This is a genomic window from Pantoea hericii (genome assembly GCF_014155795.1).
Taxonomy (GTDB): Bacteria; Pseudomonadota; Gammaproteobacteria; order Enterobacterales; family Enterobacteriaceae; genus Pantoea; species Pantoea eucalypti.
In genome coordinates this window covers 277,336-303,083 of sequence record NZ_SCKV01000005.1, presented here as the reverse complement: position 1 = coordinate 303,083, position 25,748 = coordinate 277,336, and the positions used below count along the sequence as shown (strand labels likewise).

The 25,748-nt window shown below is 54.6% G+C and carries 23 protein-coding genes, 1 tRNA gene and 1 riboswitch; of the genes, 10 read left to right on the top strand and 14 right to left on the bottom strand.

The window, feature by feature from the left end:
- Positions 1–478: 478 nt before the first annotated feature.
- From H7K52_RS13270 to H7K52_RS13255, 4 genes are all read right to left on the bottom strand, one after another.
- Entirely contained in the window at positions 479–637 is a 159-nt protein-coding gene (locus tag H7K52_RS13270; protein WP_182630122.1) for a hypothetical protein, read from the bottom strand.
- A gap of 104 nt (positions 638–741) precedes the next feature.
- On the bottom strand, positions 742–1,317 hold the full coding sequence (locus H7K52_RS13265) for a hypothetical protein (protein WP_008925746.1): 576 nt from the start codon (positions 1,315–1,317) through the stop codon (positions 742–744).
- A 172-nt stretch (positions 1,318–1,489) separates the two neighbouring features.
- A tRNA-Ile gene (locus tag H7K52_RS13260) sits at positions 1,490–1,565 on the bottom strand.
- Between the two features lie 202 nt (positions 1,566–1,767).
- Positions 1,768–2,559: an SDR family NAD(P)-dependent oxidoreductase gene (locus H7K52_RS13255; protein WP_182630121.1), complete on the bottom strand. Its 792-nt coding sequence runs from the start codon at positions 2,557–2,559 to the stop codon at positions 1,768–1,770.
- Between the two features lie 138 nt (positions 2,560–2,697).
- Between H7K52_RS13255 and H7K52_RS13250 the strand changes: the two genes are divergently transcribed.
- Positions 2,698–3,282: a TetR/AcrR family transcriptional regulator gene (locus H7K52_RS13250; protein ID WP_182630120.1), complete on the top strand. Its 585-nt coding sequence runs from the start codon at positions 2,698–2,700 to the stop codon at positions 3,280–3,282.
- Entirely contained in the window at positions 3,279–3,797 is a 519-nt protein-coding gene (gene mug, locus H7K52_RS13245) for a G/U mismatch-specific DNA glycosylase (RefSeq protein WP_003848430.1), read from the top strand. Before H7K52_RS13250 ends, mug begins: the two co-directional genes overlap by 4 nt.
- Positions 3,798–3,871: 74 nt before the next feature.
- On the opposite strand, the gene rpoD is transcribed toward mug, so the two are convergent.
- From rpoD to rpsU, 3 genes are all read right to left on the bottom strand, one after another.
- Positions 3,872–5,713: an RNA polymerase sigma factor RpoD gene (gene rpoD / locus H7K52_RS13240; RefSeq protein ID WP_003848431.1), complete on the bottom strand. Its 1,842-nt coding sequence runs from the start codon at positions 5,711–5,713 to the stop codon at positions 3,872–3,874.
- 463 nt (positions 5,714–6,176) lie between these two features.
- Complete coding sequence (gene dnaG / locus H7K52_RS13235) at positions 6,177–7,922, bottom strand: DNA primase (RefSeq protein WP_039659379.1); 1,746 nt, start codon at positions 7,920–7,922, stop codon at positions 6,177–6,179.
- Between the two features lie 118 nt (positions 7,923–8,040).
- On the bottom strand, positions 8,041–8,256 hold the full coding sequence (gene rpsU, locus H7K52_RS13230) for a 30S ribosomal protein S21 (RefSeq protein WP_001144069.1): 216 nt from the start codon (positions 8,254–8,256) through the stop codon (positions 8,041–8,043).
- 278 nt (positions 8,257–8,534) lie between these two features.
- On the opposite strand from rpsU, the gene tsaD reads away from it, so the two are divergent.
- Positions 8,535–9,548 (top strand): tRNA (adenosine(37)-N6)-threonylcarbamoyltransferase complex transferase subunit TsaD, encoded by a 1,014-nt coding sequence (gene tsaD / locus H7K52_RS13225; RefSeq protein ID WP_003848434.1) that lies wholly within the window; start codon positions 8,535–8,537, stop codon positions 9,546–9,548.
- Positions 9,549–9,577: 29 nt separating this feature from the next.
- Here the strand turns inward: tsaD and plsY are convergent, their stop codons facing one another.
- Positions 9,578–10,183: a glycerol-3-phosphate 1-O-acyltransferase PlsY gene (plsY, locus tag H7K52_RS13220; RefSeq protein WP_003848436.1), complete on the bottom strand. Its 606-nt coding sequence runs from the start codon at positions 10,181–10,183 to the stop codon at positions 9,578–9,580.
- Positions 10,184–10,291: 108 nt separating this feature from the next.
- Here plsY and folB point away from each other — a divergent pair, with 108 nt between their 5' ends.
- Positions 10,292–10,651: a bifunctional dihydroneopterin aldolase/7,8-dihydroneopterin epimerase gene (gene folB, locus H7K52_RS13215; protein ID WP_003848437.1), complete on the top strand. Its 360-nt coding sequence runs from the start codon at positions 10,292–10,294 to the stop codon at positions 10,649–10,651.
- A 190-nt stretch (positions 10,652–10,841) separates the two neighbouring features.
- A complete protein-coding gene (bacA, locus tag H7K52_RS13210; protein ID WP_003848438.1) occupies positions 10,842–11,660 on the top strand; it encodes an undecaprenyl-diphosphate phosphatase in 819 nt (272 codons plus the stop codon).
- Between the two features lie 15 nt (positions 11,661–11,675).
- Here bacA and H7K52_RS13205 read toward each other — a convergent pair whose 3' ends face one another.
- Complete coding sequence (locus H7K52_RS13205) at positions 11,676–12,908, bottom strand: multifunctional CCA addition/repair protein (RefSeq protein ID WP_033761440.1); 1,233 nt, start codon at positions 12,906–12,908, stop codon at positions 11,676–11,678.
- A gap of 157 nt (positions 12,909–13,065) precedes the next feature.
- Positions 13,066–13,686 (bottom strand): TIGR04211 family SH3 domain-containing protein, encoded by a 621-nt coding sequence (locus tag H7K52_RS13200; protein WP_003848440.1) that lies wholly within the window; start codon positions 13,684–13,686, stop codon positions 13,066–13,068.
- 272 nt (positions 13,687–13,958) lie between these two features.
- Between H7K52_RS13200 and H7K52_RS13195 the strand changes: the two genes are divergently transcribed.
- The 3 genes from H7K52_RS13195 to hldE all read left to right on the top strand — a co-directional run bounded on the left by H7K52_RS13195 (position 13,959) and on the right by hldE (position 19,650).
- Positions 13,959–15,269 (top strand): CYTH domain-containing protein, encoded by a 1,311-nt coding sequence (locus H7K52_RS13195; protein WP_078804986.1) that lies wholly within the window; start codon positions 13,959–13,961, stop codon positions 15,267–15,269.
- Between the two features lie 33 nt (positions 15,270–15,302).
- Positions 15,303–18,155 (top strand): bifunctional [glutamate--ammonia ligase]-adenylyl-L-tyrosine phosphorylase/[glutamate--ammonia-ligase] adenylyltransferase, encoded by a 2,853-nt coding sequence (gene glnE, locus H7K52_RS13190; RefSeq protein WP_182630119.1) that lies wholly within the window; start codon positions 15,303–15,305, stop codon positions 18,153–18,155.
- Between the two features lie 70 nt (positions 18,156–18,225).
- Positions 18,226–19,650, top strand: a complete 1,425-nt coding sequence (gene hldE / locus H7K52_RS13185) for a bifunctional D-glycero-beta-D-manno-heptose-7-phosphate kinase/D-glycero-beta-D-manno-heptose 1-phosphate adenylyltransferase HldE (protein ID WP_003848444.1) — start codon at positions 18,226–18,228, stop codon at positions 19,648–19,650.
- Positions 19,651–19,690: 40 nt separating this feature from the next.
- Here the strand turns inward: hldE and ubiK are convergent, their stop codons facing one another.
- Positions 19,691–20,080 (bottom strand): ubiquinone biosynthesis accessory factor UbiK, encoded by a 390-nt coding sequence (gene ubiK / locus H7K52_RS13180; RefSeq protein ID WP_003848446.1) that lies wholly within the window; start codon positions 20,078–20,080, stop codon positions 19,691–19,693.
- 170 nt (positions 20,081–20,250) lie between these two features.
- A riboswitch (FMN riboswitch) is annotated at positions 20,251–20,408 on the top strand.
- Between the two features lie 110 nt (positions 20,409–20,518).
- Here ubiK and ribB point away from each other — a divergent pair.
- Together ribB and ygiD are read left to right on the top strand one after the other, a co-directional pair.
- The gene (ribB, locus tag H7K52_RS13175) at positions 20,519–21,175 is read left to right on the top strand and encodes a 3,4-dihydroxy-2-butanone-4-phosphate synthase (RefSeq protein ID WP_003848447.1); all 657 of its coding nucleotides are present in this window, start codon (positions 20,519–20,521) and stop codon (positions 21,173–21,175) included.
- A 237-nt stretch (positions 21,176–21,412) separates the two neighbouring features.
- Positions 21,413–22,198, top strand: coding sequence for a 4,5-DOPA-extradiol-dioxygenase (gene ygiD, locus H7K52_RS13170; protein WP_003848449.1), 786 nt, complete (start codon positions 21,413–21,415; stop codon positions 22,196–22,198).
- 52 nt (positions 22,199–22,250) lie between these two features.
- Here ygiD and H7K52_RS13165 read toward each other — a convergent pair whose 3' ends face one another.
- The 3 genes from H7K52_RS13165 to tolC form a co-directional block, all read right to left on the bottom strand.
- Positions 22,251–23,411, bottom strand: a complete 1,161-nt coding sequence (locus H7K52_RS13165) for a glutathionylspermidine synthase family protein (protein WP_182630118.1) — start codon at positions 23,409–23,411, stop codon at positions 22,251–22,253.
- A 7-nt stretch (positions 23,412–23,418) separates the two neighbouring features.
- Positions 23,419–24,090 (bottom strand): DUF1190 family protein, encoded by a 672-nt coding sequence (locus H7K52_RS13160; RefSeq protein ID WP_003848451.1) that lies wholly within the window; start codon positions 24,088–24,090, stop codon positions 23,419–23,421.
- 142 nt (positions 24,091–24,232) lie between these two features.
- A complete protein-coding gene (gene tolC / locus H7K52_RS13155; RefSeq protein ID WP_003848452.1) occupies positions 24,233–25,699 on the bottom strand; it encodes an outer membrane channel protein TolC in 1,467 nt (488 codons plus the stop codon).
- Positions 25,700–25,748: the final 49 nt, after the last annotated feature.

Below are 25,748 nucleotides of genomic sequence, written 5' to 3'. Positions count from 1 at the left end.
ACAAAGGGCATGGCCAGACCGCGCCGGGGCTGGGGTTCTATCGGATTTCGCCAACTGAAAAGATTGAAAAGGATTTCAGCGCTTTTCTGTTTTGAGGATCTAAAGTGGATCTCGTCTTAAATTCATCTAACTGAATTTTAAGGATATTATTTTTTTTGGTCGCCTTCCGGATCTCAGGCGGATCTCTGTAGGTTGTTTGTGACCAAGCAGCAATTCCAGACAGGCCAAGGGCTGCAGAGGTTTCGGGACTTTTTGCAGAACTGAAAAACACAGCAAGAAAAACACTGTTATTATACGCAGTATTGATATTGGCAAGAGGGCGGAGAAATGCGACGTTTTTCACTCAATGGCGCAATTTTATGTTCATAAAATTTAGAGAAAACACACTTGCGATACGATCTAGAAGAAAGAAAAAGAGGCTTGACTAGGTGCTTATGAGTGTTAGGAAAGGGAGTAAAAAACCCCGCAGGGCGGGGTTTTATGCTGCTTTAGGTTCATGCGGCTGACCAGATTGGTCCATTGCAGAACAACTTAAAGCTTCAACATCTTGTACATTGAACTTTTGCCAAAACGATGTGGCTTCGGCTATCAACGAGAGAGTTTCCGTAACATCGAAGCTAATCTCTTGAGTATTCATAACTTACCTTAGTATTTTAACCCTAACGGGGAGTAAGTAGTGATGTTAGGCATTCATATGAGTACCTGACGATGTCGTCACTATAAGATAATATTTTACTATTATCAAATCTTGATGCTTCTGGAAGTTCTTAAAGCGACTATTGAGGCTTCAATACTTGCTTCGATAGTTTCGATAGATGCTGAAAGATGAGGTACACAAGTTACATCTTCGTAGAATCCGGAGCTACGATACCGAGACAAGTTATCATCTGTTGGGTTGAGGATGTAAATTTCTTCCATCTTAGTAGCTTTGGCAAGAGTGTGAGCATAGATCATCGCGGACAGCCAAACCTTACCAGATATAGGGCCTTTACTATGTTTCTGGAAATTTTCCATCATGCATACGTTAAGCCTAGTTCTGCGAAAATCAAGCTGGCAAAGAATCACCCCACCTAAGACCGCGTCAGGCGCATCAACAATTTTCATTGATACGTCTAGGACGCCATTACTTACATCGATTAATGGTTCGCCATAAGTCTCTATCGCCCACCTCCAGTCTAAAGACCCGAAAGCGCCACTCTTCAATAGGGCAATATCCTGCTCATTAAGCCGACCGTACCCGATTGGCCATTTAAAATTATCAGCGACTGCTTGGACCGCATTCACAGCAAAAATATGAACGTTACTAAGCGAAAGCATACTCTTTTCTTTTATTAATTATTCGTTGCTAGGCATGGTATATGGGGGCGGCGAGGGATTCAACTACATGCACGTCCATTACTGGGGGGGAAAAAAAGGGACAGTAAAATAATGGAAACAAAAATCCACCTTATGGAAGATGGCTTAACTGCATGATATGTCTAGTTAAATTTGGTGGCCCCTGCTGGGTTTGAACCAGCGACCAAGCGATTATGAGTCGCCTGCTCTAACCACTGAGCTAAGGGGCCAGCGGAGCGGGGATTATAAAGTATCTCTTCAGGACGATCCAGCACTCAGCTACCGGTTGCTGAAATAAGCAGCAGCGATTTACCTGCTGATTTATATAACAAATCTGGCAACGCCTGGCGCAGTAGTCGCAAATCGGCACGGATAATGCTTCCCCGTGCCTTAAGTAAAACCCGATGTCAGGTGCTATGGCAGATGACTGACTCAGCCCTGACGGTAGCGGGATGCTGATCGATTCCTTGAAAGATGGGGAACCATGGCGCCACGTGCCTGATCGTAGTCGTGCCACATCTGCAGATCTTCCAGCGCCGGAATAGTTACCGTCTCCTTGCTGTCGAGTCCGGCCAGCGCGGCGTCCACCATCTCATCAACGTCCATCAGCATTTCAGCCGGGATTTCATTAATAGACTGGCCTGCGCGATCAAAAATCTCTGTACGGGTTGCGCCGGGTAACACCGCCTGTACCTGCACACCGCTCTCCGCAAGTTCACGCTGCATGGCGCGCGTCAGGGTCAGCACATAAGACTTAGTGGCGTTATAGGCGCCATTGAACATCTCATGCACCAGCGACAGCACCGAGGCGATATTGATAATAATGCCGTGACCGCGTGCTTTAAATGCCCGGCCAGCCGCCTGTGCCAGACGCGTCGGTGCCAGAATATTTAACGCCAGCATGCTGTTGATGCGTGTGATGTCCGCCTCCAGAAACTCGCTTTCGACACCCATGCCTGCGTTGTTCAGCAGCAGCGTAATCTGTGCGTTGTTTGCGAGCTCTGACTCCACGCGCTGCAGGTCCTGCTCATGCGTTAAGTCAGCCTTCATCACGGTTACCCGGATATCGTGCTGTTGTGTCAGCGCATCAGCCAGTGTGGTGAGTCGTGCCTGATCCCGTGCGACCAGGATGAGGTCATAACCGCGTGCTGCCAGTCGTTTTGCGTACGTTGCACCGATACCGCTGGATGCGCCTGTGATTAATGCTGTGCCTGATTGTGACATGTTTGCTTCCTCGTATGATGGTCGTCATAACGGTTATCAATATGACGACCATCATATGATTCGTCAAGCTGGAATATGATGAGTGTAATAATTACTATAATAGCCAGAAGCCATGCAGTTAAAACCGCAGGAGATGAGATGGAGAAGCAGAGCAGCAAGATGCAGACCCGCCAGCGTATCCTTGATGAGGCGGCCAGCGTGATGCGTGAAACCGGCACTGAAGGGATTGGAGTGGCGGCGCTGATGAAGCGGGTTGGCCTGACACATGGCGGCTTCTATGCACATTTTGCGTCACGCGAGGAGCTGGTTGAGGAGGTGCTGAAACATATGTTTGCTGAATCTGATACCTTCAGGCCTGCTAAATCCGTGACCCAACCAGCAACGCAGCTGGCTGATTTTATTGATAGCTATCTTTCCGAGGCGCATCGCAATGCACCGGCTCAGGGCTGTCCGCTGGCGGCACTGGTGAGCGAAGTGGCCCATCTTCCACAGCCGACACGGCAGATCTTCGCCCAGGGCTTCAATACGATGCATGCCGGTCTGGTGCAGATACTGCGTGAGCTGAGATTGCCGGATGTGGAAGCGCTGGCCTCCAGCATGCTGGCAGAGATGGTGGGCGCACTGGCGCTGGCACGGGCCTGTCCGGATGCTGAGCGGGCCAGTCAGATGCTGCAACGCAGTCGCGACGCGCTTAAGCAGCGTACGCTGGAGGTGGCGGCATGAGTGAGCATGCTATCCGCGACATTATCAGCTCCGATCTTGATGTGCTGTTCTGCGGCATCAATCCAGGTCAGTCAACGGCCCATCAGGGATTTCACTTTGCGCATCCCGGAAACCGGTTCTGGAAGGTTATTCATCTGGCGGGATTCACCCGGCAGCAGTTGAAGCCGGAAGAGGAGCAGCGCCTGACGGAAACTGGCTGCGGCATCACCATGCTGGTAGAACGGCCAACTGTGCAGGCAAATGAGCTTGCGCCTGATGAGCTGCGGGATGGCGGTAAACGCCTGATGGAGAAGGTTCTGGATTATCAACCCGCCGCGCTGGCCATTCTGGGTAAGGATGCATTCCGTCGTGCTTTTAAACAGAGCAAAGTCGAATGGGGCAAACAGCCGATATGTATGGGGAAAACCCAGGTGTGGGTGTTGCCGAATCCCAGCGGACTGAATCGTGCATCACTGGACGAGATGGTCGGGGCGTATCGTCAGCTCTGGCTGGAACTGCATCCGGAGAGTCACTGACGTCCGGCAGGGCAGGGGAGTGGCGCGAACAGGGAGGCATAAATAACCCCGGCGAACCGGGGTTTTTGTCGGACTTAATCGTCGAGGAAGCTACGCAGCACTTCCGAACGGCTCGGATGGCGCAGTTTACGCAGGGCTTTCGCTTCAATCTGACGAATACGCTCACGCGTAACGTCGAACTGTTTGCCCACTTCTTCCAGCGTATGGTCCGTGTTCATATCAATACCGAAACGCATGCGCAGCACTTTCGCTTCGCGCGCGGTCAGGCCAGCCAGCACGTCATGGGTGGCAGAACGCAGGCTCTCTGACGTAGCAGAATCCAGCGGCAGCTCCAGCGTGGTGTCTTCGATAAAATCGCCCAGATGTGAATCTTCATCATCACCAATCGGCGTCTCCATAGAGATCGGCTCTTTAGCGATTTTCAGCACTTTGCGGATTTTATCTTCTGGCATCAGCATACGCTCAGCCAGCTCTTCCGGCGTTGGTTCGCGGCCCATCTCCTGCAGCATCTGGCGCGAAATACGGTTGAGCTTGTTGATTGTCTCGATCATATGCACCGGAATACGGATGGTACGCGCCTGGTCGGCGATAGAGCGGGTGATAGCCTGACGGATCCACCAGGTCGCATAAGTCGAGAACTTGTAACCACGGCGATATTCAAACTTATCTACCGCTTTCATCAGGCCGATATTACCTTCCTGAATCAGGTCGAGGAACTGCAGACCACGGTTGGTATATTTCTTCGCAATCGAAATAACCAGACGCAGGTTAGCTTCCACCATCTCTTTCTTAGCGCGACGCGCTTTGGCTTCACCGATCGACATGCGACGGTTAATATCTTTGACCTGTTCAATGGTCAGGCCGGTCTCTTCTTCCACCTGTGCCAGTTTCTGCAGGGAACGCATCACGTCATCCTGCACTTCCAGCAGCTTTTCAGACCACGGCTTGTTCATCGCCAGAGCGGCTTTGAACCAGCTTTCGTTGGTTTCGTTGCCGGTAAACAGCGTGATGAAGTTCTTCTTCGGCATTTTGCACAGCTCAATACAGAGCTTCATGATCAGACGTTCCTGAGTACGGACACGTTCCATCATGGTGCGCATGCTGCCTACCAGGTAGTCGAACTGCTTCGGTACCAGGCGGAACTGTTTGAAGACGTCAGAGAGGTTCTGGATTTCGGCAACGGCAGCAGCATGACTGCGACCTTTGCTCTTAATCACGCTGCGGGTCGCTTCATACTGCTTACGCAGGTCAGAAAACTTCTCGCGCGCCAGTTCCGGGTCGATTGAGTTATCGTCGTCGGAGCTGTCGTCATCCTCTTCATCTTCTTCTTCATCGTCGTTACGATCGGCTTCAGAAAGTTCAGAGCCTACGTGCGTTGCCGTTGGGGCAATATCTTCTTCTGCGTTAGGATCGACGAAACCGGTGATCAGGTCGGAGAGGCGTGATTCGCCTGCTTCAACTTTGTCATACTGATCCAGAAGATAAGTAATGGCTTCAGGGTATTCGGCGACTGAACACTGAACCTGGTTGATACCGTCTTCAATACGCTTAGCGATGTCGATTTCGCCTTCGCGCGTCAGCAGTTCAACGGTACCCATTTCACGCATATACATGCGAACCGGGTCGGTAGTGCGCCCGATTTCAGATTCAACGCTGGATAACACCTGAGCGGCAGCTTCTGCGGCATCTTCATCAGTATCGGAGCTGTTTTCGTTCAGCATCAGATCGTCGGCATCCGGGGCTTCTTCAACCACCTGAATACCCATGTCGTTAATCATCTGGATGATGTCTTCGATCTGATCTGAGTCGACGATATCTTCCGGCAGATGGTCATTGACCTCAGCATAGGTCAGATAGCCTTGCTCCTTACCACGGGTGACAAGAAGCTTGAGCTGTGACTGCGGGTTTTGCTCCATAAGACGGTATCCACACTTCTGTTAAATTAGATTGGTGTCGGTCGGCAGCGCGCCAACAATAAGCAGTGAAGGCGTTTAGTTCTTGCCGCTGCCTTCGTCGCGGCGTGGGCTTTGCCCATCAGTAATCGGCACTTAAGCCGCTTGTTAACTCTGTGCTAAGGGCCTGGCTTACTCGCCATTCTGTTCCCCGGCAGTGCTCGCTCTCCTCACGTACATCAGTACGCTCCGGGAGCTGTGCGCTGGCGGTAACCAGACTGGCATCGACGCCTGCGGCCTTTAAAATTTGTGCTAAGGGCCTGGCTTACTCGCCATTCTGTTCCCCGGCAGTGCTCGCTCTCCTCACGTACATCAGTACGCTCCGGGAGCTGTGCGCTGGCGGTAACCAGACTGGCATCGACGCCGACCCTTAAAATTCGTGCGGCTGCCCTTTCATGATTCGGAATGGACAGCATGCTGAAAACGGTTATTTTCTGGCAAACGCCTGACTGAGTGTCCAGAATTCACGGCGCTCATCGGCGCTGAGTCCCTGAGTGCGCTCACGCGCAATCAAAAACTCCAGGCGCTCTTCAAGCGCTGCATCATAGATGCTGGCCAGCGAGTCCTGAAACACCGCTTCGGCTTCTTCATCTACTATCATGTGGTTCCAGATCGCCAGTGTTTCAAGCGTCTGACTAAAATTTGTTCCGCGATATAACTCTAGTAGCTGACCGGTGGTCAATCCAGGATTCTCATTACAACGGCCCACTAATTCAATAAATAGCGGTAAACCCGGCATTTTTGACTCAGACAGCCCATCCAGAGAAGGCACCATCGTGGCCAGTTGTGGGTTCTGAATCAGTAACGCAATCAGTACACGCATGGTGGTACGCTTCAACGGAGGCGCAACAGGTGCGGTTCCGCTTGCGGCCTGCTTCGGCATCAGCTTTTCAAGCTGATTATCGTCAAGAATACCCAGTTTATTCCCCAGCTCCTGACGCATATAAATACGTAAGGTCTCACCGGGGATCTGCGTTATCAGCGGTAAAGCCAATGTGCTCAGGCGCGCTTTTCCATCGCGTGAGCTCAGATCCACCTGCGGCAGCAGGCTATCAAATAAAAACGAAGAGAGCGGCATCGCCTGCTCCATCCTCGCTTCGAAGGCGACTTTACCCTCTTTACGTACCAGCGTATCCGGATCTTCACCATCGGGTAAAAACATAAAGCGTAGCTGACGACCATCATTCATGTAAGGCAATGCGGTCTCGAGCGCACGCCAGGCCGCTTCACGACCCGCTCTGTCGCCGTCGTAACAGCAGATCACGGTGTCGGTACTGCGAAACAGCAACTGAATATGTTCAGCAGTGGTTGAGGTGCCTAATGACGCAACGGCATAATCGATGCCGTACTGCGCCAGCGCAACCACGTCCATGTATCCCTCGACCACTAACAGGCGGGCGGGTTCAGGATGGTTCTTAACGGCTTCATACAGGCCATAGAGCTGACGGCCTTTATGAAAAATGGGTGTTTCCGGTGAGTTGAGATACTTCGGCGTATCGTTACCCAGCACGCGTCCGCCAAAACCAATGACGCGTCCACGCTTATCGCGGATCGGAAACATGACGCGGTCGCGAAACCGGTCATAGGTACGGCCTTTGTCATTGCTGACCAGCATGCCCGCTTCCATCAATGACTCGCGGTCTTCCGATTGCTTGCCAAAACGTTTGAGAACGTTGTCCCAGCCGGCTGGCGCATAACCTATAGCGAAATGATTGATGATGTCGGCGCTCAGACCACGACGATCAAGATAGTCGCGTGCTGGCTGCGCACTGGATTGCTGCAGGCCCTGCTGATAAAAACCGTTCAGGTTCTCCATCAGCTGATACAGGCTCTGGCGCTGATGGCGTTCCATCTGGCTGGGCCCGCTGCCTGCTTCGTAAGGCACGTCTAAACCGTGGGAAGTGGCGAGCTCTTCAATACTTTCAACGAACTCCAGACGATCAAAGTTCATTAAAAAGTCGATAGCATTGCCGTGTGCACCACAGCCGAAACAGTGATAGAACTGTTTTTCGCCGTTTACGGTGAAAGAGGGCGTTTTTTCATTATGGAAAGGACAGCACGCATGGAAATTCTTACCCTGCTTTTTCAGCTTAACGCGGGCATCGATAAGATCCACGATATCCGTGCGGGCAAGTAAATCGTTGATAAATACGCGTGGAATTCGTCCAGCCATACGCCCCAGATTTTCAGCTCATAAACGGCGACAAGCCGCGCTTCCTTTCGGAAAGCACGGCCTTTTACTTGACTCTGTCTGCGTGAATCACGCGGTGGAGGCGAACCTCCGGAACGACTTAGTACAGACGAGTGCGGCGTGCGTTTTCGCGAGCCAGTTTCTTGGCGTGACGCTTAACTGCTGACGCTTTAGCGCGCTTACGTTCGGTAGTCGGTTTTTCATAGAACTCACGACGACGAACTTCAGCCAGAACGCCTGCTTTCTCGCATGAACGCTTGAAGCGACGCAGTGCTACGTCAAATGGCTCGTTTTCACGTACTTTAATTACCGGCATGTAACTCTCACCTCGATAAAATTCGGTTTTTGCTGCTGACTGCGGCGCCAGCACATTTCAAAATGGTGCAGCATTTTACTCCAACTCGCGTTGGTTTGTAAAGCACCAAGGATAATTTGAAACCAACAGGAGCGTTTGCCTGTGCGGCTGCCGGTTTTTCCAGGGGCGGGAGTATAGCGCACTCTTTAGCCGACAGAAAATGACTTTTTACGCCGGATGTCCGCGCTGCACATCCTATTGCTGTGATAAACTGCGCGCCGCAAGAATGAGGTGATGCAATGCGAATTCTGGGTATTGAAACGTCGTGCGATGAAACTGGCATCGCTATTTATGATGACGAGGCTGGATTACTGGCTAACCAGCTCTACAGCCAGGTAAAACTGCACGCCGATTATGGCGGTGTGGTACCGGAACTGGCCTCACGTGATCACGTGCGTAAAACCGTGCCGCTGATTCAGGCCGCACTGAAAGAGGCCGGTCTGGCGCCGCAGCAGATTGATGCCGTAGCCTACACAGCGGGTCCCGGACTGGTTGGTGCGCTGCTGGTCGGTGCCACCATTGGTCGCGCCCTGGCATTTGCGTGGAAAGTGCCTGCGGTGCCGGTCCATCATATGGAAGGCCATCTGCTGGCGCCGATGCTGGAAGAGAATCCACCGGAATTTCCGTTTGTCGCCCTGCTGGTCTCGGGCGGACATACTCAGCTGATTAGCGTTACCGGCGTCGGTGAATATGTGCTGCTCGGTGAATCGATCGATGATGCCGCGGGTGAAGCCTTTGATAAGACGGCGAAGCTGCTCGGTCTGGATTATCCGGGTGGGCCAATGCTGTCGAAGATGGCGCAGCAGGGCACAGCGGGACGCTTTACCTTCCCGCGTCCGATGACTGACCGTCCGGGCCTGGATTTCAGCTTCTCCGGCCTCAAAACCTTTGCTGCGAATACCATTCGCGCCAATCCTGACGATGATCAGACCCGTGCTGATATCGCCCGTGCGTTTGAAGATGCAGTCGTCGATACGCTGTCGATCAAATGCAAGCGTGCACTGGATGAGACAGGCTTTAAGCGTCTGGTGATTGCGGGCGGTGTCAGCGCTAACCGCACACTGCGCGAGCAGATGGCGATCATGATGCAAAAGCGCGGCGGAGAGGTGTTCTACGCCCGTCCTGAGTTCTGTACCGATAACGGTGCGATGATCGCGTATGCGGGCATGGTGCGGTTAAAAGGCGGCACCCGAGGCGAGTTGAGCGTCAGCGTGCGACCGCGCTGGCCGCTGGCGGAACTGCCCGCCATCTGATGTGAAAAAAGCCGGCTTGCCGGCTTTTTTTATGGTTGAGATTTCTTTTTGCGCTTCCAGATCTTGCCTTCCTGACCCCGCCACAGCCGCTGAATATTGTCGTGATGACGCAGCAGGATGAGACACGAGAGCATGGAGACCGGGAACGTGAACTGCGGTTTGAACCACCAGACATAAAAGGGCGCGATCAGGGCGCTGACGATGGCACCCAGCGAGGAATAGCCGCTGAGTAAGACCGTTAACAGCCAGGTCCCGGTAACCAGCCCGGTTAAGTCCCAGCCAATTGGCGCTATCGCGCCGAATGCAGTCGCCACGCCTTTGCCGCCGCGAAAGTGAAAGAACACCGGGTAGATATGACCCAGACAGGCCGCAATGGCGGTCAGGCCGAGATAAAGCGGCGTGACGTGCATCAGATAGGCCAGCCAGACCGGCACCATCCCTTTCAGCACATCAAACACTAATACGGTTGCTGCGGCGGCTTTGCCGCCCAGACGCAGTACGTTGGTCGCACCGGGATTGCCGGAACCGTGTGTGCGCGGATCGGGCAGGCCAGCGAGTTTGCAAACCAGAATCGCACTGGAAATCGAGCCGCAAAGATACGCGAAAATAATCATACCAAGCGCGAAAGCACTCATAACACCGTACCGTTCCCTTTAGGGTCGTTTTGATCTCATCAACTGTGGATAATACGCATAATCCGCCGGAAGTGGTATCCGGCTTAGCCAAAAACAGAGACCCTCATCATGGATATCGTATTTATAGAACAACTCACGGTGTTCACCACCATTGGCGTTTACGACTGGGAACAGGGCATACAGCAGAAGCTGGTGCTCGATGTCGAAATGGCCTGGGATAACCGTCTGGCGGCCAGCAGCGACGATGTGAAAGATTGCCTGAGCTATGCGGATGTCTCATCGGCGATCCTGACGCATCTGAACGGGGGGCGTTTTGCCCTGGTTGAGCGGGTTGCTGAAGAAATCGCGGATCTGTTGATGAACCGTTTCAGTTCGCCTGGCGTGCGAATAAAGGTAAGCAAACCGGGGGCTGTAGCCCAGGCGGCGCAGGTTGGCGTGCGAATTGAGCGCGGGACTATTCCTAAATAAATACGATGTGATTGCCATCACAATGAAACCAAACCAAATTACTGTCTGTCATAGCGTGTGCCGTTTCGTTACAGCAGGCGAAACGGTGTAGACCTTAAGGTTTAATTCAGGCTTATAGCGGCATAATTTCAGGCGATAGCAGTGCGCTACCGCCTTTTTAATGGTTTGAAACGGATAGAGGGAACATTTGATGGCAGATATTCATCAGCTTTGGGTAGCTGCAATCCTGGGCGTTGTGGAAGGGCTGACCGAATTTTTACCGGTCTCTTCCACAGGGCACATGATTATAGTGGGTCACCTGCTGGGCTTTGAAGGTGAAAAAGCCGAGACCTTTGAAGTTGTGATTCAGTTAGGATCAATTCTGGCTGTGGTAGTGATGTTCTGGCGCCGTCTGTTTGGCCTGATCGGCATCCACTTTGGCGAAGTTAAACATGAAGGTGTCGGCACCGGCCGTCTGTCGTTGATCCACATCCTGCTGGGTATGGTGCCGGCGGTGGTTGTGGGTCTGGTCCTGCACGATCAGATTAAAACGCTGTTTAACCCGATCAACGTGATGTACGCGCTGGTGGTGGGGGGCGTTCTGCTGCTGGCTGCTGAGTACCTCAAGCCAAAACAGCCGAAAGCCGTCGGCGTTGATGATATTACCTATCGTCAGGCGTTCATGATTGGCTGTTTCCAGTGCTTAGCACTGTGGCCGGGCTTCTCACGTTCTGGTGCAACCATCTCGGGTGGCATGCTGATGGGCGTGAGCCGTTATGCCGCGTCAGAGTTCTCCTTCATCCTGGCAGTGCCAATGATGATGGGTGCGACCGTGCTGGACATGTACAAGAGCATCGGTTTCCTGACAATGGCGGATTTCCCGATGTTCGCCGTCGGCTTTGTCACGGCGTTTATCGTGGCGCTGATTGCGATCAAAGCCTTCCTTGAGCTGATTAAGCGTATCTCTTTCGTCTCGTTCGCGATTTATCGCTTTATCGTGGCGGCAGCGGTTTACATGGTCTTCATGTAAACCCTGGGCAGCCTGCTAGTCAGGCTGCCTGATCGCCAGACCCTGCGCGACGGCGTCAATTCGTCGCCGCGTCATCTCTTCCCGCACCTCTGCACCTTTAAACCCTGCTTCGACGACCGCTTTAGTCGGCACCGCCTGCGCCAGCGCAAAAGCACGACGCAGATAGTCGCCCTGTGGATAAGGCATGCTCTCCAGTCCAGCCCGCCCACGTGCATCCGCTTCGCTGGTCAGCGCCATCTGTTCAATGCGCTGCGGCTTACGCCAGGCATCGATCCGATCAAACAGTGCCACCAGTGATGCCGGGGATTGCCGTTCGATGGTGTGCACAATGTCGTGGAATTCGGTCACGATTAACGCCAGATCGCGAATCGCGTTAGGTACCCGCAGTCGCTGACACAGCGCCTCAACCAGTGGAACGCCCGCCAGTCCATGACCGTGGTGGCTCGGCCACAGTTCAGGCGGCGTCAGCGCCTTGCCGACGTCATGGAACAATGTGGCGAAGCGCACATCGATCTCGCTGGAGAGGGCTGCAGCCATCGCCAGTGTCATCAGCGTATGAACACCGGTGTCGATTTCCGGGTGCCATTTAATCGGCGCGGGAATACCAAACAGATTATCCAGCTCAGGAAACAGCACCTGCAACGCACCGCAGTCACGCAGAACCTGAAAATAGACCTGAGGATTACGGGCACTCAGCGCCTTTTCCGTCTCTTTCCACACGCGTTCGGCAGTGAGATTCGACAGCTCGCCGCTGTCGGCCATCTGCTGCATCAGTTGCTGGGTTTCGGGGGCAATACGAAAGTTGAGATGAGCAAAACGCGCAGCAAAGCGCGCGACGCGCAATACCCGCAGCGGATCTTCACTGAAGGCTTCAGAGACATGACGCAGCAGGCGCAGGGCAATGTCACGCTGGCCATTATAGGGATCGACCAGTTCGCCGTTTTCATCCTGCGCGATAGCATTGATGGTGAGATCGCGGCGCTGTAAATCCTGCTCCAGCGTCACATCGGGCGCGGACCAGGTGACAAATCCAGTGTAGCCTTTCCCGTTTTTCCGCTCGGTCCGTGCCAGTGCATACTCTTCGCGACTGACGGGATGCAGGAAAACGGGAAAATCACGACCGACCTGTTGATAACCCTGCTCAAGCATGGCTTCGGGTGTGGAACCAGTGACAACCCAATCTTTATCTGTAACCGGCAGATTCAGCAGCGCATCACGCACCGCACCGCCAACAAGAAACGTCTTCACGCAAAACTCCAGAGAAAAAGAAATGATCTGCATGCCGGGCACGTCCCGCGCCTGAAATCAGCAGTGCATCTCATTTTATTGTTGCACAGATTCCCCGGATTGCAGACATGCCAAGAGGGGGATCCTGCGATCCCCCGTGAAAACCCGACAGAATGGGTCAGTTCATCCAGCGATCGCTTTTCTTGCGGCGCGGCAACATATGCGGCAGTAGCAGTCCCAGCAGCAGGCCGACACCCAGCACGCCGCCACCATACATAAACCACTGCATAATGATGGTGCGCTGTTTGTCATCCAGCTGAACGTTGGCGGCGCTGACTTTCTTCTGCGCGACAATCAGCTCATTTTTGAGCTTCTGATTTTCGCCTTTCAGCCCATTAATCACGCCGTCGCTGCTGGCGACTTTGTTCTGCATCTCAGCGGTACGCTGGTTCCAGCTGTTGTCGATATTATCCAGCTTGGCCGTCAGATCCTTCACCTGCTGCTCAAGCTGCGGCACCCGGGTGCGCAGGCTCGGATTTGCGCTGAGCTGAGACAGAGGAATCCAGGTGGTGCGGCCTTCCGAATCACGGATCTGGCCATAATGAGTATCGTTGTTGGTCTGTAACAGCTGAACTTCTTCCCCGGCATTCAGCTTACCGAGCAGGCGGAACTGATCGCCCGGCCCGCTACGAACCCAGGTCGAAAGCTCATCAGACACATAACGTTTTTCGTCGGCATGGGCAGGTGCAAGGCTGCTAAGGGCCAGCAAAGTGAGTCCAGCGAGTGTAATTTTTTTCATTCGATTTCGTTTGGCTTAGTCTGACTTAAAATTTACCGGCACAGTCTGGAGAGGCCTCGCATAAATCTGAATGAGAACTATCCTGGTCTCATGAGAGTGCGAAAAGGTCTGCGAAAGAGCAAAGAAAGCAGAGACAGCGCGGCTTCTGTGCATTAATCTTCGCCTGATAACCCCTTGCCCTCCAGGCGACAGCATGAGTAACCTGCTGATAATCGCCTGAAATATGCAGGAAAAACCCTCTTAAGTGCCAGCGGCGTAGTGAATAAAAAATTATGACCATCGAAATCGAACTAAAGTTCATTGCAACTCCCCAGGCAGCCGGGAAACTGGCTGAACTGCTCTCCACTCTGCCGCATCAGCATCAGGCTGCTCGCGAGCTGACCAATATCTACTTCGAAACCGACGATAACCAGCTGCGACGCTGGGACATGGGATTGCGTATCCGTGGCGTTGACAAGCGCTATGAAATGACGCTGAAAGCCGCGGGGCAGACGCTTGGCGGACTGCATCAGCGTCCGGAATACAATGTAGAACTCAGTGAGCCAGTGCTCGACATTGCGCGCCTGCCCGCAGAGATCTGGCCGCAGGGCACCGATGTCACTGCGCTGCAGCCGCGCTTACAGCCGCTGTTCACTACCCATTTCCAGCGTGAAGTCTGGCTGATCACCGCAGGCAACAGTGAAATTGAAGTGGCATTTGATCAGGGCGAAGTCACGGCGGGTGAGCTCAGCGAACCGTTGTGCGAGATCGAATTAGAGCTGAAACGGGGTGAACGCCAGGATCTGCTGGCCTTTGCGCAGCAGCTGGTGGCGCTGGGCGGTCTGCGTATGGGCAGCCTGAGCAAAGCCGCCCGAGGCTATCAGCTGGCCCAGGGTAATCCACCGCGTCAGGTTGAGGCGTTCCCGCTGCTGAAAGCCGGTGCGAAAGCGACTGTGGAGCAGGGTATGGTCGCCTCAATGTCGGCGGGGCTTCGTCACTGGCAATATCATGAAGAAGTCTGGCTGCGTGGTAACGCGGCGGCGCAGGACGCAGTGCGCGAAGCGCTGGATCTGCTGCGTCAGGCGTTCAGTCTGTTTGGTGCGCTGGTGCCGCGTAAAGCCAGTAGCGCTCTGCGTCAGCAACTGACCACGCTGGAAGAGACGCTGGTGAATGAAGAGCAGGAAGCCACCACGTTCTGCTTATCTTCCCTCTCTGTTGAGACGCAACTTGCGCTGACCCACTGGCTGGCGGAATCGCAATGGCGTCAGTGGATCGACGCTAAAGGAGAAGCCAAGCTTCAGGGATCGTTTAAACGCTTCAGCGATATCATGCTGAGCCGTGTTAATGCCGATCTGAGAGAAACCTTCATTACGGTAAAACAGCCTAATGAGTATCAGGACAAAGCCACCCGCCTGGCGCGTCAGCTGCTGACGGTGCACCTGCTGGCGGGTTCTTATCCTGTGGAAACGGTGATGGCCTGGCTTGATCCCTGGCAGCAACTGCAGTCAGCGATTCACGAAAAACAGACGTCCGGATTAGCCTGGCTGACGTCGCAGGCCCTGAAACAGCAGCCGTTCTGGCTCACCAGCGGCGCTGCCCGCTAAGGGACATTCCGTCACGCCATCAAGGAGGGAGTTATGTTGTCAGCACTGCCCGCGTTGCTACGCGACCAGGCCGAAGCGGCCGCCCGACAGCTGAAGATTCCGCTGGATTCGCTCAGCCCGGAGCAGGCAACCGGACTGGCTTTCAGCGATTTTGTGCTGGAAAACCTGCAACAACATCCCGACTGGTGGCAGACGATGCTCGACCAGCCGCCTCAGCCTGAAGAGTGGCAACACTATTCTGCATGGCTGAATCAGGCGCTGAATGCAGTCGACAGCGAAGCGAGCCTGATGCGCGAACTGCGGCTGTTTCGACGCCGTATGCTGGTACGTGTCGCCTGGATGCAGGCTCTGCAACACGCGACGACCGAACAGAGCCTGCAGCAGCTCAGCGTATTAGCTGAAGTGCTAATCAGCCGGGCACGTGACTGGGTCTATCAGGATTGCTGTCGCGATTTTGGTACACCCTGTAATGCGGAGGGTGATGCTCAGCCGTTGCTGATTCTGGGCATGGGCAAGCTGGGCGGCGGCGAACTCAACTTCTCCTCTGATATCGACCTGATTTTTGCCTGGCCGGAAAACGGCACCACACGCGGCGGACGGCGTGAGCTCGACAACGCCCAGTTCTTTACCCGCATGGGACAGCGGCTGATCAAAGTGCTGGATCAACCCACCATGGATGGCTTTGTCTATCGGGTGGATATGCGGCTCCGTCCGTTTGGCGACAGCGGCCCGCTGGTGATGAGTTTTGCCGCGCTGGAAGATTATTACCAGGAGCAGGGGCGCGACTGGGAGCGTTATGCCATGGTCAAAGCGCGGCTGATGGGCGATGACCACGATCGCTGGAGTCTGGAGCTCCAGCAGATGCTGCGGCCCTTTGTTTACCGGCGCTACATCGACTTCAGCGTGATCCAGTCTCTGCGTAACATGAAAGGGATGATCAGCCGCGAAGTTCGTCGACGTGGGCTGAAAAACAATATCAAACTGGGCGCGGGCGGCATCCGTGAAACGGAGTTTATCGTGCAGGTGTTCCAGCTGATTCGTGGCGGACGAGAGCGCTCGCTTCAGCTGCGATCGCTGTTGCCGACGCTGGAGGCGATCAAAAATCTGGCCCTGCTTCCTGCTGAGCAGGTCGATGCACTTTGCGACGCTTATCTCTTCCTGCGGCGGCTGGAGAATCTGCTGCAAAGCCTGGGCGACGAGCAGACCCAAACGTTGCCAGAGGATGAACTGCATCGTGCCCGTCTGGCATGGGCGATGGATTGTGTCGACTGGGATGCTCTGATGACGCGGCTCGACGGTCAGATGGCGGCGGTACGCGCCATCTTTGACGAGCTGATTGGTGAAGATACTCCAGACATTGGCGATCAGCGTGAGCTGGCGGAGTTTCAGGTGCTGTGGCAGGACCAGCTGGAGGATAGCGAGCTGGCGCCGCTGGTCCCGCAGCTCAGCGACGAGCAGCGATTAACGCTGCATCAGACACTGGAGGCGTTTCGTCAGGATATCAATCGACGCACTATCGGTCCGCGTGGTCGTCAGGCGCTGGATCAATTGATGCCGCGACTGCTGAGCGAAGTCTGCCCGCGTGACGATGCGGCTGTCACACTGAGTCGCCTGACACCGCTGCTGATCGGCGTGCTGACCCGCAGTACCTATCTGGAGCTGCTGACCGAATATCACGGTGCGCTGCGTCACCTGATTCGCTTGTGCGCCGCCTCACCGATGGTGGCCAGCCAGCTGGCGCGTCACCCCTTGTTGCTGGATGAATTACTCGATCCCGCCACGCTCTATCAGCCGACGGCCACCGACGCCTATCGCGATGAGCTGCGTCAGTACCTGCTGCGCATCCCCACTGAGGATGAGGAGCAGCAGCTGGAAGCTGTGCGGCAGTTTAAGCAGGCGCAGCATCTGCGCATTGCTGCGGCTGATATCGCGGGCACGCTGCCCGTGATGAAAGTCAGTGACCATCTCACCTGGCTGGCAGAGGCGATTATCGAATCGGTCGTCCGTCAGGCGTGGAATATGATGGTACAGCGCTACGGGCGTCCTTCGCATCTGAGTAATGAACATGAGCGCGGCTTTGCGGTGCTGGGCTACGGCAAGCTGGGTGGCTGGGAGCTGGGTTACAGTTCCGACCTGGATCTCGTCTTCCTGCATGACTGTCCGGCTGACGCGGTAACAGAAGGGGAGCGCAGCATTGATGGCCGTCAGTTCTATCTGCGCCTGGCCCAGCGCATCATGCATCTCTTCAGTACCCGCACTTCGTCCGGCATTCTTTATGAAGTCGATGCGCGGCTGCGTCCTTCGGGTGCGGCGGGCATGCTGGTCAGTACCTTTGAGGCCTTTGAGGAGTATCAGCGCAGTGAGGCCTGGACCTGGGAGCATCAGGCGCTGGTCCGGGCGCGCGTAGTATTTGGCGAGGCGACACTGGGTGAACGTTTTAACGTAATCCGTCAGGCGATTCTCTCACTGCCACGCGCCGCGGATGCGCTGCAAACCGAAGTACGCGAGATGCGTGAAAAGATGCGTACTCATCTCAGTAACAAACATAAAGGGCGCTGGGATATCAAAGCCGACGCGGGTGGCATCACCGATATTGAATTCATCGCCCAATATCTTGTCTTACGCTACGCCGCTGAGCAGCCTGAACTGACGCGCTGGTCTGACAATGTGCGCATTTTTGAGCTGATGGCGAAGTACCATAAAATGCCCGCAGATGAAGCGCAGGCGCTGTCGCAGGCCTATGTGACGCTGCGCGACGCACTGCACCATCGCGCCCTGCAGGAGTTGCCTGGTCACGTTGAACCTGAGGCGTATGCAGCGGAACGGCAGACGGTGATGAACAGCTGGCAGCGCTGGCTGGTAACCCCTGCGTCTATCCTGGCGTGATGCTGATAGCACAAATCGCAACTGTGCTATCATCCGCGCACTATTTTTAATGCAGTCTGGAGTGTCTGGAATGAAAGTGACTCTGCCCGCGTTCGGCCAAGCCTCAGTGCTGGTTGTTGGCGATGTAATGTTGGATCGTTACTGGTATGGCCCAACCAGCCGTATCTCCCCTGAAGCGCCGGTGCCGGTGGTGAAAGTGGACACGGTTGAAGAGCGCCCTGGCGGCGCGGCAAACGTAGCGATGAACATTGCAGCACTCGGTGCCGCGTCGCGCCTGATTGGCCTGACCGGTGAAGATGATGCGGCGCGCGTGTTGAGTAACACGCTGAAAGACGTCAACGTTCATTGTGACTTTGTGGCGATCAAAAGCCATCCGACGATTACCAAACTGCGCGTGCTTTCCCGCAATCAGCAGCTGATCCGTCTCGATTTTGAAGAGGGATTTGATCAGGTTGATCCGGCGCCGATTCATCAGAAAATGCGTGAGTCACTGGCAGCAGCAGGTGCACTGGTTCTGTCCGACTACGCCAAAGGCGCGCTCTCCAGCGTGCAGACCATGATTACGCTGGCGCGCGAAGCGGGCGTGCCGGTATTAATCGATCCGAAAGGCACTGATTTTGCGCGTTACCGGGGCGCGACGCTGCTGACGCCGAACCTCTCTGAATTTGAAGCCGTGGTCGGCAAATGCAAAAACGAAGAAGAGATCGTCGCGCGTGGCGCGCAGTTAATTGCAGATTTTGATCTCGCTGCGCTGCTGGTGACCCGTTCAGAAAATGGCATGACGCTGCTGCAGCCGGGCAAAGCACCGCTGCATCTGCCGACTCAGGCACAGGAAGTTTATGACGTGACCGGTGCCGGCGACACGGTGATCGGCGTGCTGGCTGCGGCTCTGGCTGCGGGTGACTCGCTGGAAGAAGCCTGTTTCCTGGCCAATGCCGCGGCGGGTGTGGTGGTGGGTAAACTGGGTACGTCGACTGTCAGCACCGTCGAGCTGGAAAATGCGATTCACGCCCGCCCGGAACAGGGTTTTGGCATCATGACGGAAGCGCAGTTAAAAGCCGCCGTTGAGATGGCCCGCCGTCGCGGTGAAAAAGTGGTGATGACTAATGGTGTATTCGACATTTTGCATGCCGGCCATGTCTCCTATCTGGCAAATGCCCGCAAGCTCGGCGATCGACTGATCGTCGCGGTGAACAGTGATGCGTCAACTAAACGTCTGAAAGGCGAAAGCCGCCCGGTGAATCCACAGGAAAACCGGATGATAGTGCTGGGCGCACTGGAAGCGGTCGACTGGGTGGTGGTATTTGAAGAGGATACGCCGCAGCGTCTGATTGCAGGCATTCTGCCGGACCTGCTGGTCAAAGGTGGCGATTACAAGCCGGAAGATATCGCGGGCAGTAAAGAGGTCTGGGCAAATGGCGGCGACGTGCAGGTGCTGAACTTCGAAGACGGTATCTCTACCACCAACATTATTAAAACCATTCGCGGTAGCTGAAGCAGAGCAGTAAGCGGGAGCCGGGCTCCCGCTAAACCGCTTATTCTGGCTTATTATCCGCAGCAGGCTTCGCCACGTCGGCAGCCGGTGCCGGTGACGCCGCTGGCGAACTCGCTACGGAGGCAGAAGGGGTGACTGCTGCAGAAGTGGTGACAGGTGCCGTTGCGGTCGGTGGCGTACCGGCTGACGAACCCTGACTTTCCAGCTGGGCCAGACGTTGTTCCAGCGCCGCCAGTTTCTCACGCGTACGCAGCAATACCTGCGTCTGCACATCAAACTCTTCACGGTTGACCAGATCCATACGGGTCAGCTGCGCCTGAAGAACCTGACGAATTTTCTTCTCGACATCATCACCAAACTCACGAACACCTTTAGGCATCGCTTCGTGAACCTGACGGGCAAGTTGTTCAATTTTTTTCGTGTCGATCATGATGATTTCCTGGTTACGGGAGCTGTGTCAGCGTGTTTACCAACGTAATAAGTGTTAAGTGTAATGCCAGAAATGAAAAGGATAAACCTCAAATCGGTAACGCAGGAAATGCAAAAGCAATTGCGCTATTGATGATTGCCGCTTCAAACGATCGGCGTTATAGTTTAAAGGCTTATTCTCAGGGCGGGGCGCAATTCCCCACCGGCGGTAAATCAGCTTCGGCTGAAAGCCCGCGAGCGCTTTATCTTGATGAAAAGAGAGATAAAGGTCAGCAGATCCGGTGTAATTCCGGGGCCGACGGTTACAGTCCGGATGGGAGAGGGTAACGACTTCTGTCGGACAATTGTGTCTGCTTCACGTTATTGCCACGTCTTTTTGACGTCACTCCTAAGCACGCCCTGATTCTGGTAACCCATACATTTTAAGGTTTTTATTACCATGAATCAGACGCTACTTTCTGAATTTGGCACGCCTGAACAGCGTGTAGAACGTGCTATCGCCGCCCTGCGTGAGGGACGCGGTGTGATGGTACTCGACGATGAAAATCGTGAAAACGAAGGCGACATGATCTTCGCCGCAGAAACCATGACGGTTGAACAGATGGCGCTGACCATTCGTCACGGCAGTGGCATCGTCTGCCTCTGCCTGACCGAAGCGCGTCGCCAGCAGCTCGATCTGCCTATGATGGTGGAGAACAACACCAGCTCCTTTGGCACCGGATTCACTGTGACCATTGAAGCCGCAGAAGGCGTCACCACGGGTGTCTCCGCTCAGGATCGTATCACCACTATCCGTACAGCTATCGCCGACAATGCCAAACCTTCTGACCTGCATCGCCCGGGCCATGTCTTCCCGTTGCGCGCCAGCGAAGGCGGTGTATTAACACGTGGCGGACATACGGAAGCGACCATCGATTTAGTGACGCTGGCCGGCTTCAAGCCTGCCGGTGTCCTTTGCGAACTGACCAACGATGACGGCAGCATGGCTCATGCACCCGAAGCGATTACTTTCGCTCGCCAGCACAACATGCCAGTAGTGACTATCGAAGACCTGATTGCATGGCGTCGCACGCACGAAACGCGCCACGCCAGCTAATCGTTCTGCTGCATTTAACGGGCCCCTTTCGGGCCTGTTTCCTTTGTGCCGTCCTCAGGATGGCCCGGGGTTTAATTCTTCGCATTCCTTCTCTTTTATCCGATAAATATCTGAAATTCCTGCTACGTTAAATTTCATTCAAATTTCCTGATGATCTCCATCATGCTTATCAGCGTGATAAAGCGGCGAATGCGCGTATCGTAGTGGCTATCAAACAGACGATCCCGGGGATCACGAATGAGCCAGTTACGTATGCCAGCGCTGTTTTTGGGTCATGGCAGCCCAATGAATGCCCTTGAAGAGAACCGCTATACCGCCGCATGGCGTCATGCGGGTGACACTCTGCCACGTCCACGTGCGATTATTGCGGTTTCAGCGCACTGGTATACGCGCGGCACCGCCGTGACAGCAATGGCTCATCCTAAGACGATTCATGATTTTGGTGGCTTCCCGCAGGCGCTGTTTGACACACGCTATCCGGCGCCGGGATCGCCTGAACTGGCCCAGCAACTGGCAGAGCTTTTAGCGCCTGTCGACGTAAAGCTTGATCAGGAATGGGGACTGGATCATGGATCATGGGGCGTCCTCATCAGGATGTATCCCGATGCCGACATTCCGGTCGTGCAGCTAAGCATTGATGGCACTAAACCAGCGGCGTGGCACTTTGAGATGGGCCAGAAACTGGCTGCGCTGCGCGATCAGGGTGTGATGATTGTTGCCAGCGGCAACGTGGTGCATAACCTGCGTAAAGTGCGCTGGGACGGCAACAGCGAAGTCTATCCGTGGGCCAGCAGTTTTGAGCAGTTTGTCCGCGATAACCTGGCGGTGCAGAGCGATGCGGCTTCTCATCCGCTGGTCAACTTTATGGACCATCCGGGTGCGGCGCTGTCTAATCCAACACCCGAACACTATCTGCCGCTGCTGTATGTGCTGGGCGCACGTCAGCCGGATGAAACCATCAGCATTCCGATTGATGGCATGGAGATGGGTGCAATCAGCATGTTGTCGGTTCAGGTAGGTTAGGGCAAAGCTAAGAGAATACAGGCCAGAAGCTGACCTGTATTCTCGCGGCGCGTTAGCCGATAAATGCGTGCGGGTAGAAACGGGAGAGATCCTGAGTGATCAAATCGCGATCTTCACGCAGGCCAATACCCGCCGGTTGATCGTCAATCAGCCAGCTGCCGATCAGCGTATAGCTGTCGCCAAATTTAGGCAGAGGATGGAACTGCTGAACGATCATTCCCTCTTCACCGTATGGCCCATCAACGCGGGCAATCTCCTGACCATTTTTTACGATCCGGATATTGGCACCTTCACGTGAAAACAGCGGCTTCACCACATATTTGTCCATGTGCGGAACGTCATCTTCGGCGAACCAGGCGGGCAGCAGGTTAGGGTGATTCGGGAACATTTCCCACAGCAACGGCAGCAGGGCTTTGTTCGAGACGATGCTTTTCCATGCCGGTTCAAGCCAGCGTACGCCAGCATCACCCAGCTTGGTTGAGAACATCTCACGCAGCATAAACTCCCACGGATAGAGCTTGAACAGGTTACTGATCACCTGATCCTGAGCGTCAGTAAATTCCCCTTTTTCGCCCAGGCCAATTTCATCTATATAGAGAAATTCACTCGGCAGCCCCGCTTCAGTAGCGCAGTCCTGAAGATATTGCACGGTGCCACGATCTTCGTCGGTGTCGCGGCAGCAGGCGAAGTGCAGCCAGTTAAAGCCGTGCTGCTGATGTAATGCGGCAAAACGTTCAATCAGCTTTTCCTGCAGGCTATTAAACTGGTCACTGCCTGCCGGGAGCTGACCTGCGTTGAGCTGATCTTCCAGCCACAGCCACTGGAAAAACGCCGCTTCATACAGGGAGGTCGGCGTATCGGCATTGTTCTCCAGCAGCTTCACATCGCCTTTGCCATCCCAGGCAAGATCAAGGCGTGAGTAAAGCGAGGGCTGACGCTGATGCCATGAATCGCGCACGAAGTCCCAGGTGTGTTTTGGGATGCGGAATTTGGTCAGCAGCGCTTCGCTGTTTACGACCTTATCCACGACCTGCAGGCACATCTGATGCAGTTCTGCAGTGACATCTTCCAGATGCTCGATTTGCGCCAGCGTGAACTGGTAATAAGCATCTTCACACCAGTAGGGTTCGCCATGCATGGTATGAAAACGAAAGCCAAACTCGGTGGCTTTTTCACGCCAGCCTGGGCGTTCTGAAATGGCAATGCGTTCCATTGGGGCGTTAGCCTCCCATTGATCGGCTGGATGTGCCGCTGGCGCTGCTACGCTGCATGCTATTCTGTTTCGCGACGGTTTCACCAAAGCCACCACGGGTAATGGTGGAGGTCGTTGCCGGTTTCGGTGCCAGCGCCGTTTTAGGCACGGTCATGGTTTTGCCGGAAGTGGCAGCACCATAGTTACGGCCGGAGGCATCAACAAACTGGCCGTTTGCCGGGCTGCGGGCATTTTTCGGTGAGAATAGCGGTTGCTGCGCAAAGCCCGAACCACCGCCCATCATGCGGCCCATCATGTAACCGGCCATTAGTGGCATCCAGAAGCTGCCGCCACTCTGCTGCGATTCAGCATTGGTGGTGCCAACGCCCGCCTGAGCCGGTGTCTGCTGACACTGATTTTCACCAAATTCAGCGACACAATCTTCACGCGTGGCATATTTTGGCGCAGTACGTTCAGCCTCTTTTTTAGCCTCATTGAATGCGGTAGTACACTGCGCACTCTGGCCCGGATTGGCTTTCGAACAGTCATCCGCATTCTGGTACATCGAAACCGTTTCATCGTTCTGTTCGCAGCCAGCGAGCATAAATACGGCTGAAACGGCGATAGCAACGGGCGTCAAGTGGCGTGCCTGCCAGCTTTTACGAAAAGCGGCATAGCGAATAGATTTTGTGCGTTTCATTATGATTATCCTGTGCCCAAAGGTAGCGCATAGAATAGGGGAAGGGGGGGTAAAATTGAAGCTGGAGGCCTGATACAACAGGGATCTTTACTTAGTTATACGTTCAACAGAGAGACGGGCCGCAAAGCAGCCCGTCCACTGATTATTGACCGAAAGGATTACCGCTGCTGTGGCGAGCCGCAGGACGCGCTGCCTCAGACGAGCCAGTTGCCACCGGACCGCTATCCACACGAGCGGTCTGCTGGGCATTTTCCGGCGCCACCGTTTCCGGGGAAGTCGGAATCTCTTTACCCAGCTGGCTGTTCAGTTTCTGCAGGCTCTGCTCGTTGAGCGTACCCAGTGCATAGCTGATATTCAGCTGGTTAATCAGGTAGCTATAACGCGCATCAGAGAGCTGCTGTTTCGCGTTGTAGAGCACGGTCGTTGCATCCAGCACATCGACGATGGTACGCGTACCCACCTGATAGCCCGCTTCGGACGCATCCAGTGAGCTTTGCGCAGAGACGACTGCCTGTTTGTAGGCGTTGATGCTGCTGATAGACGCATTCACGTTGTTAAACGAGGAGCGTACCGTCTGTACTGCTGTGCGGTGAGCGCTTTCCAGCTGTTCGCTGGCGCTGACAAAATTGTATTGCGCCTGTTTCACCTGAGAGGTAACGCTGCCGCCGCTATACAGTGGCAGTGAGAAACTCAGGCCAACCTGGTTTGAACCGGTAATTGAATCGGTAGAACCCTGGCTCTGGTTTGCACGGCTGCCGCCATATTTGCTGTTTGACATGCCGGTGGAGGCGGTCAGATCCAGCGTCGGCATATGGCCGGTTTCCGCTGAGCGAATCTGCTCACGCGCCAGATCCTGATTCAGGCGCGCAGAGAGCAGTGACAGGTTACGGCTTTCTGCCTGCTTAAGCAGCGCACTCACCGCTTCGGGCTTATCGGTTCTGAAACGATCAATGCTCAGCGAAGCCAGCGACATATAGTCCATGCCGGTAATCTGACGCAGCGTTTCTACGTTGTTATCAAGATTGTTACGCGCGGTCACTTCATTGGCCAGCACGCTGTCATACTGCGCACGGGCGTTCTGAACATCAGTGATGGCAACCAGGCCAACGTTAAAACGCTGGGTGGTCTGATCCAGCTCGCGGTAGATAGACTGTTTCTGCGCTTCAGTGTAAGAAAGGGTATCAATCGCTTTCAGCACGTTGAAGTAGGCCGTTGCGGTGTTCAGAATCAGATCCTGCTGCGCCACCTGATAGGTCACATCCTGAATACCGGCGGTCTTTTCCTGCAGAGTCAGCGCGCGCCATTTCGACATGTCGAAAATAGTCTGGGTTAAATTCAGAGAGCCGCTGGTCGTGTTGGAATGAAGACCACTACTGTCGCGATAACCGTTATTATAGGCGTAGTCTGCACCCAGTCCGAGCTGAGGTAATAATGGGCTACGCGCTTCGTTGATTTTCTCAAAAGCAGAATCACGATCGGCAGCGGCGCTGCGCAGATCCGGGTTGCTCAGACGTGCTTGCTGGTAAACCTGAAGCAGGTCTTCGGCCTGGCTGGCGAAGCTGAAACCGCCCAGGCTAAGCCCAATAAAAAATGGGAGCAGTTTTTTCATTTGCATTCCTTTTGTTGCAGCAAATTGCAGTGGGTGCGCTGCCGGGTAA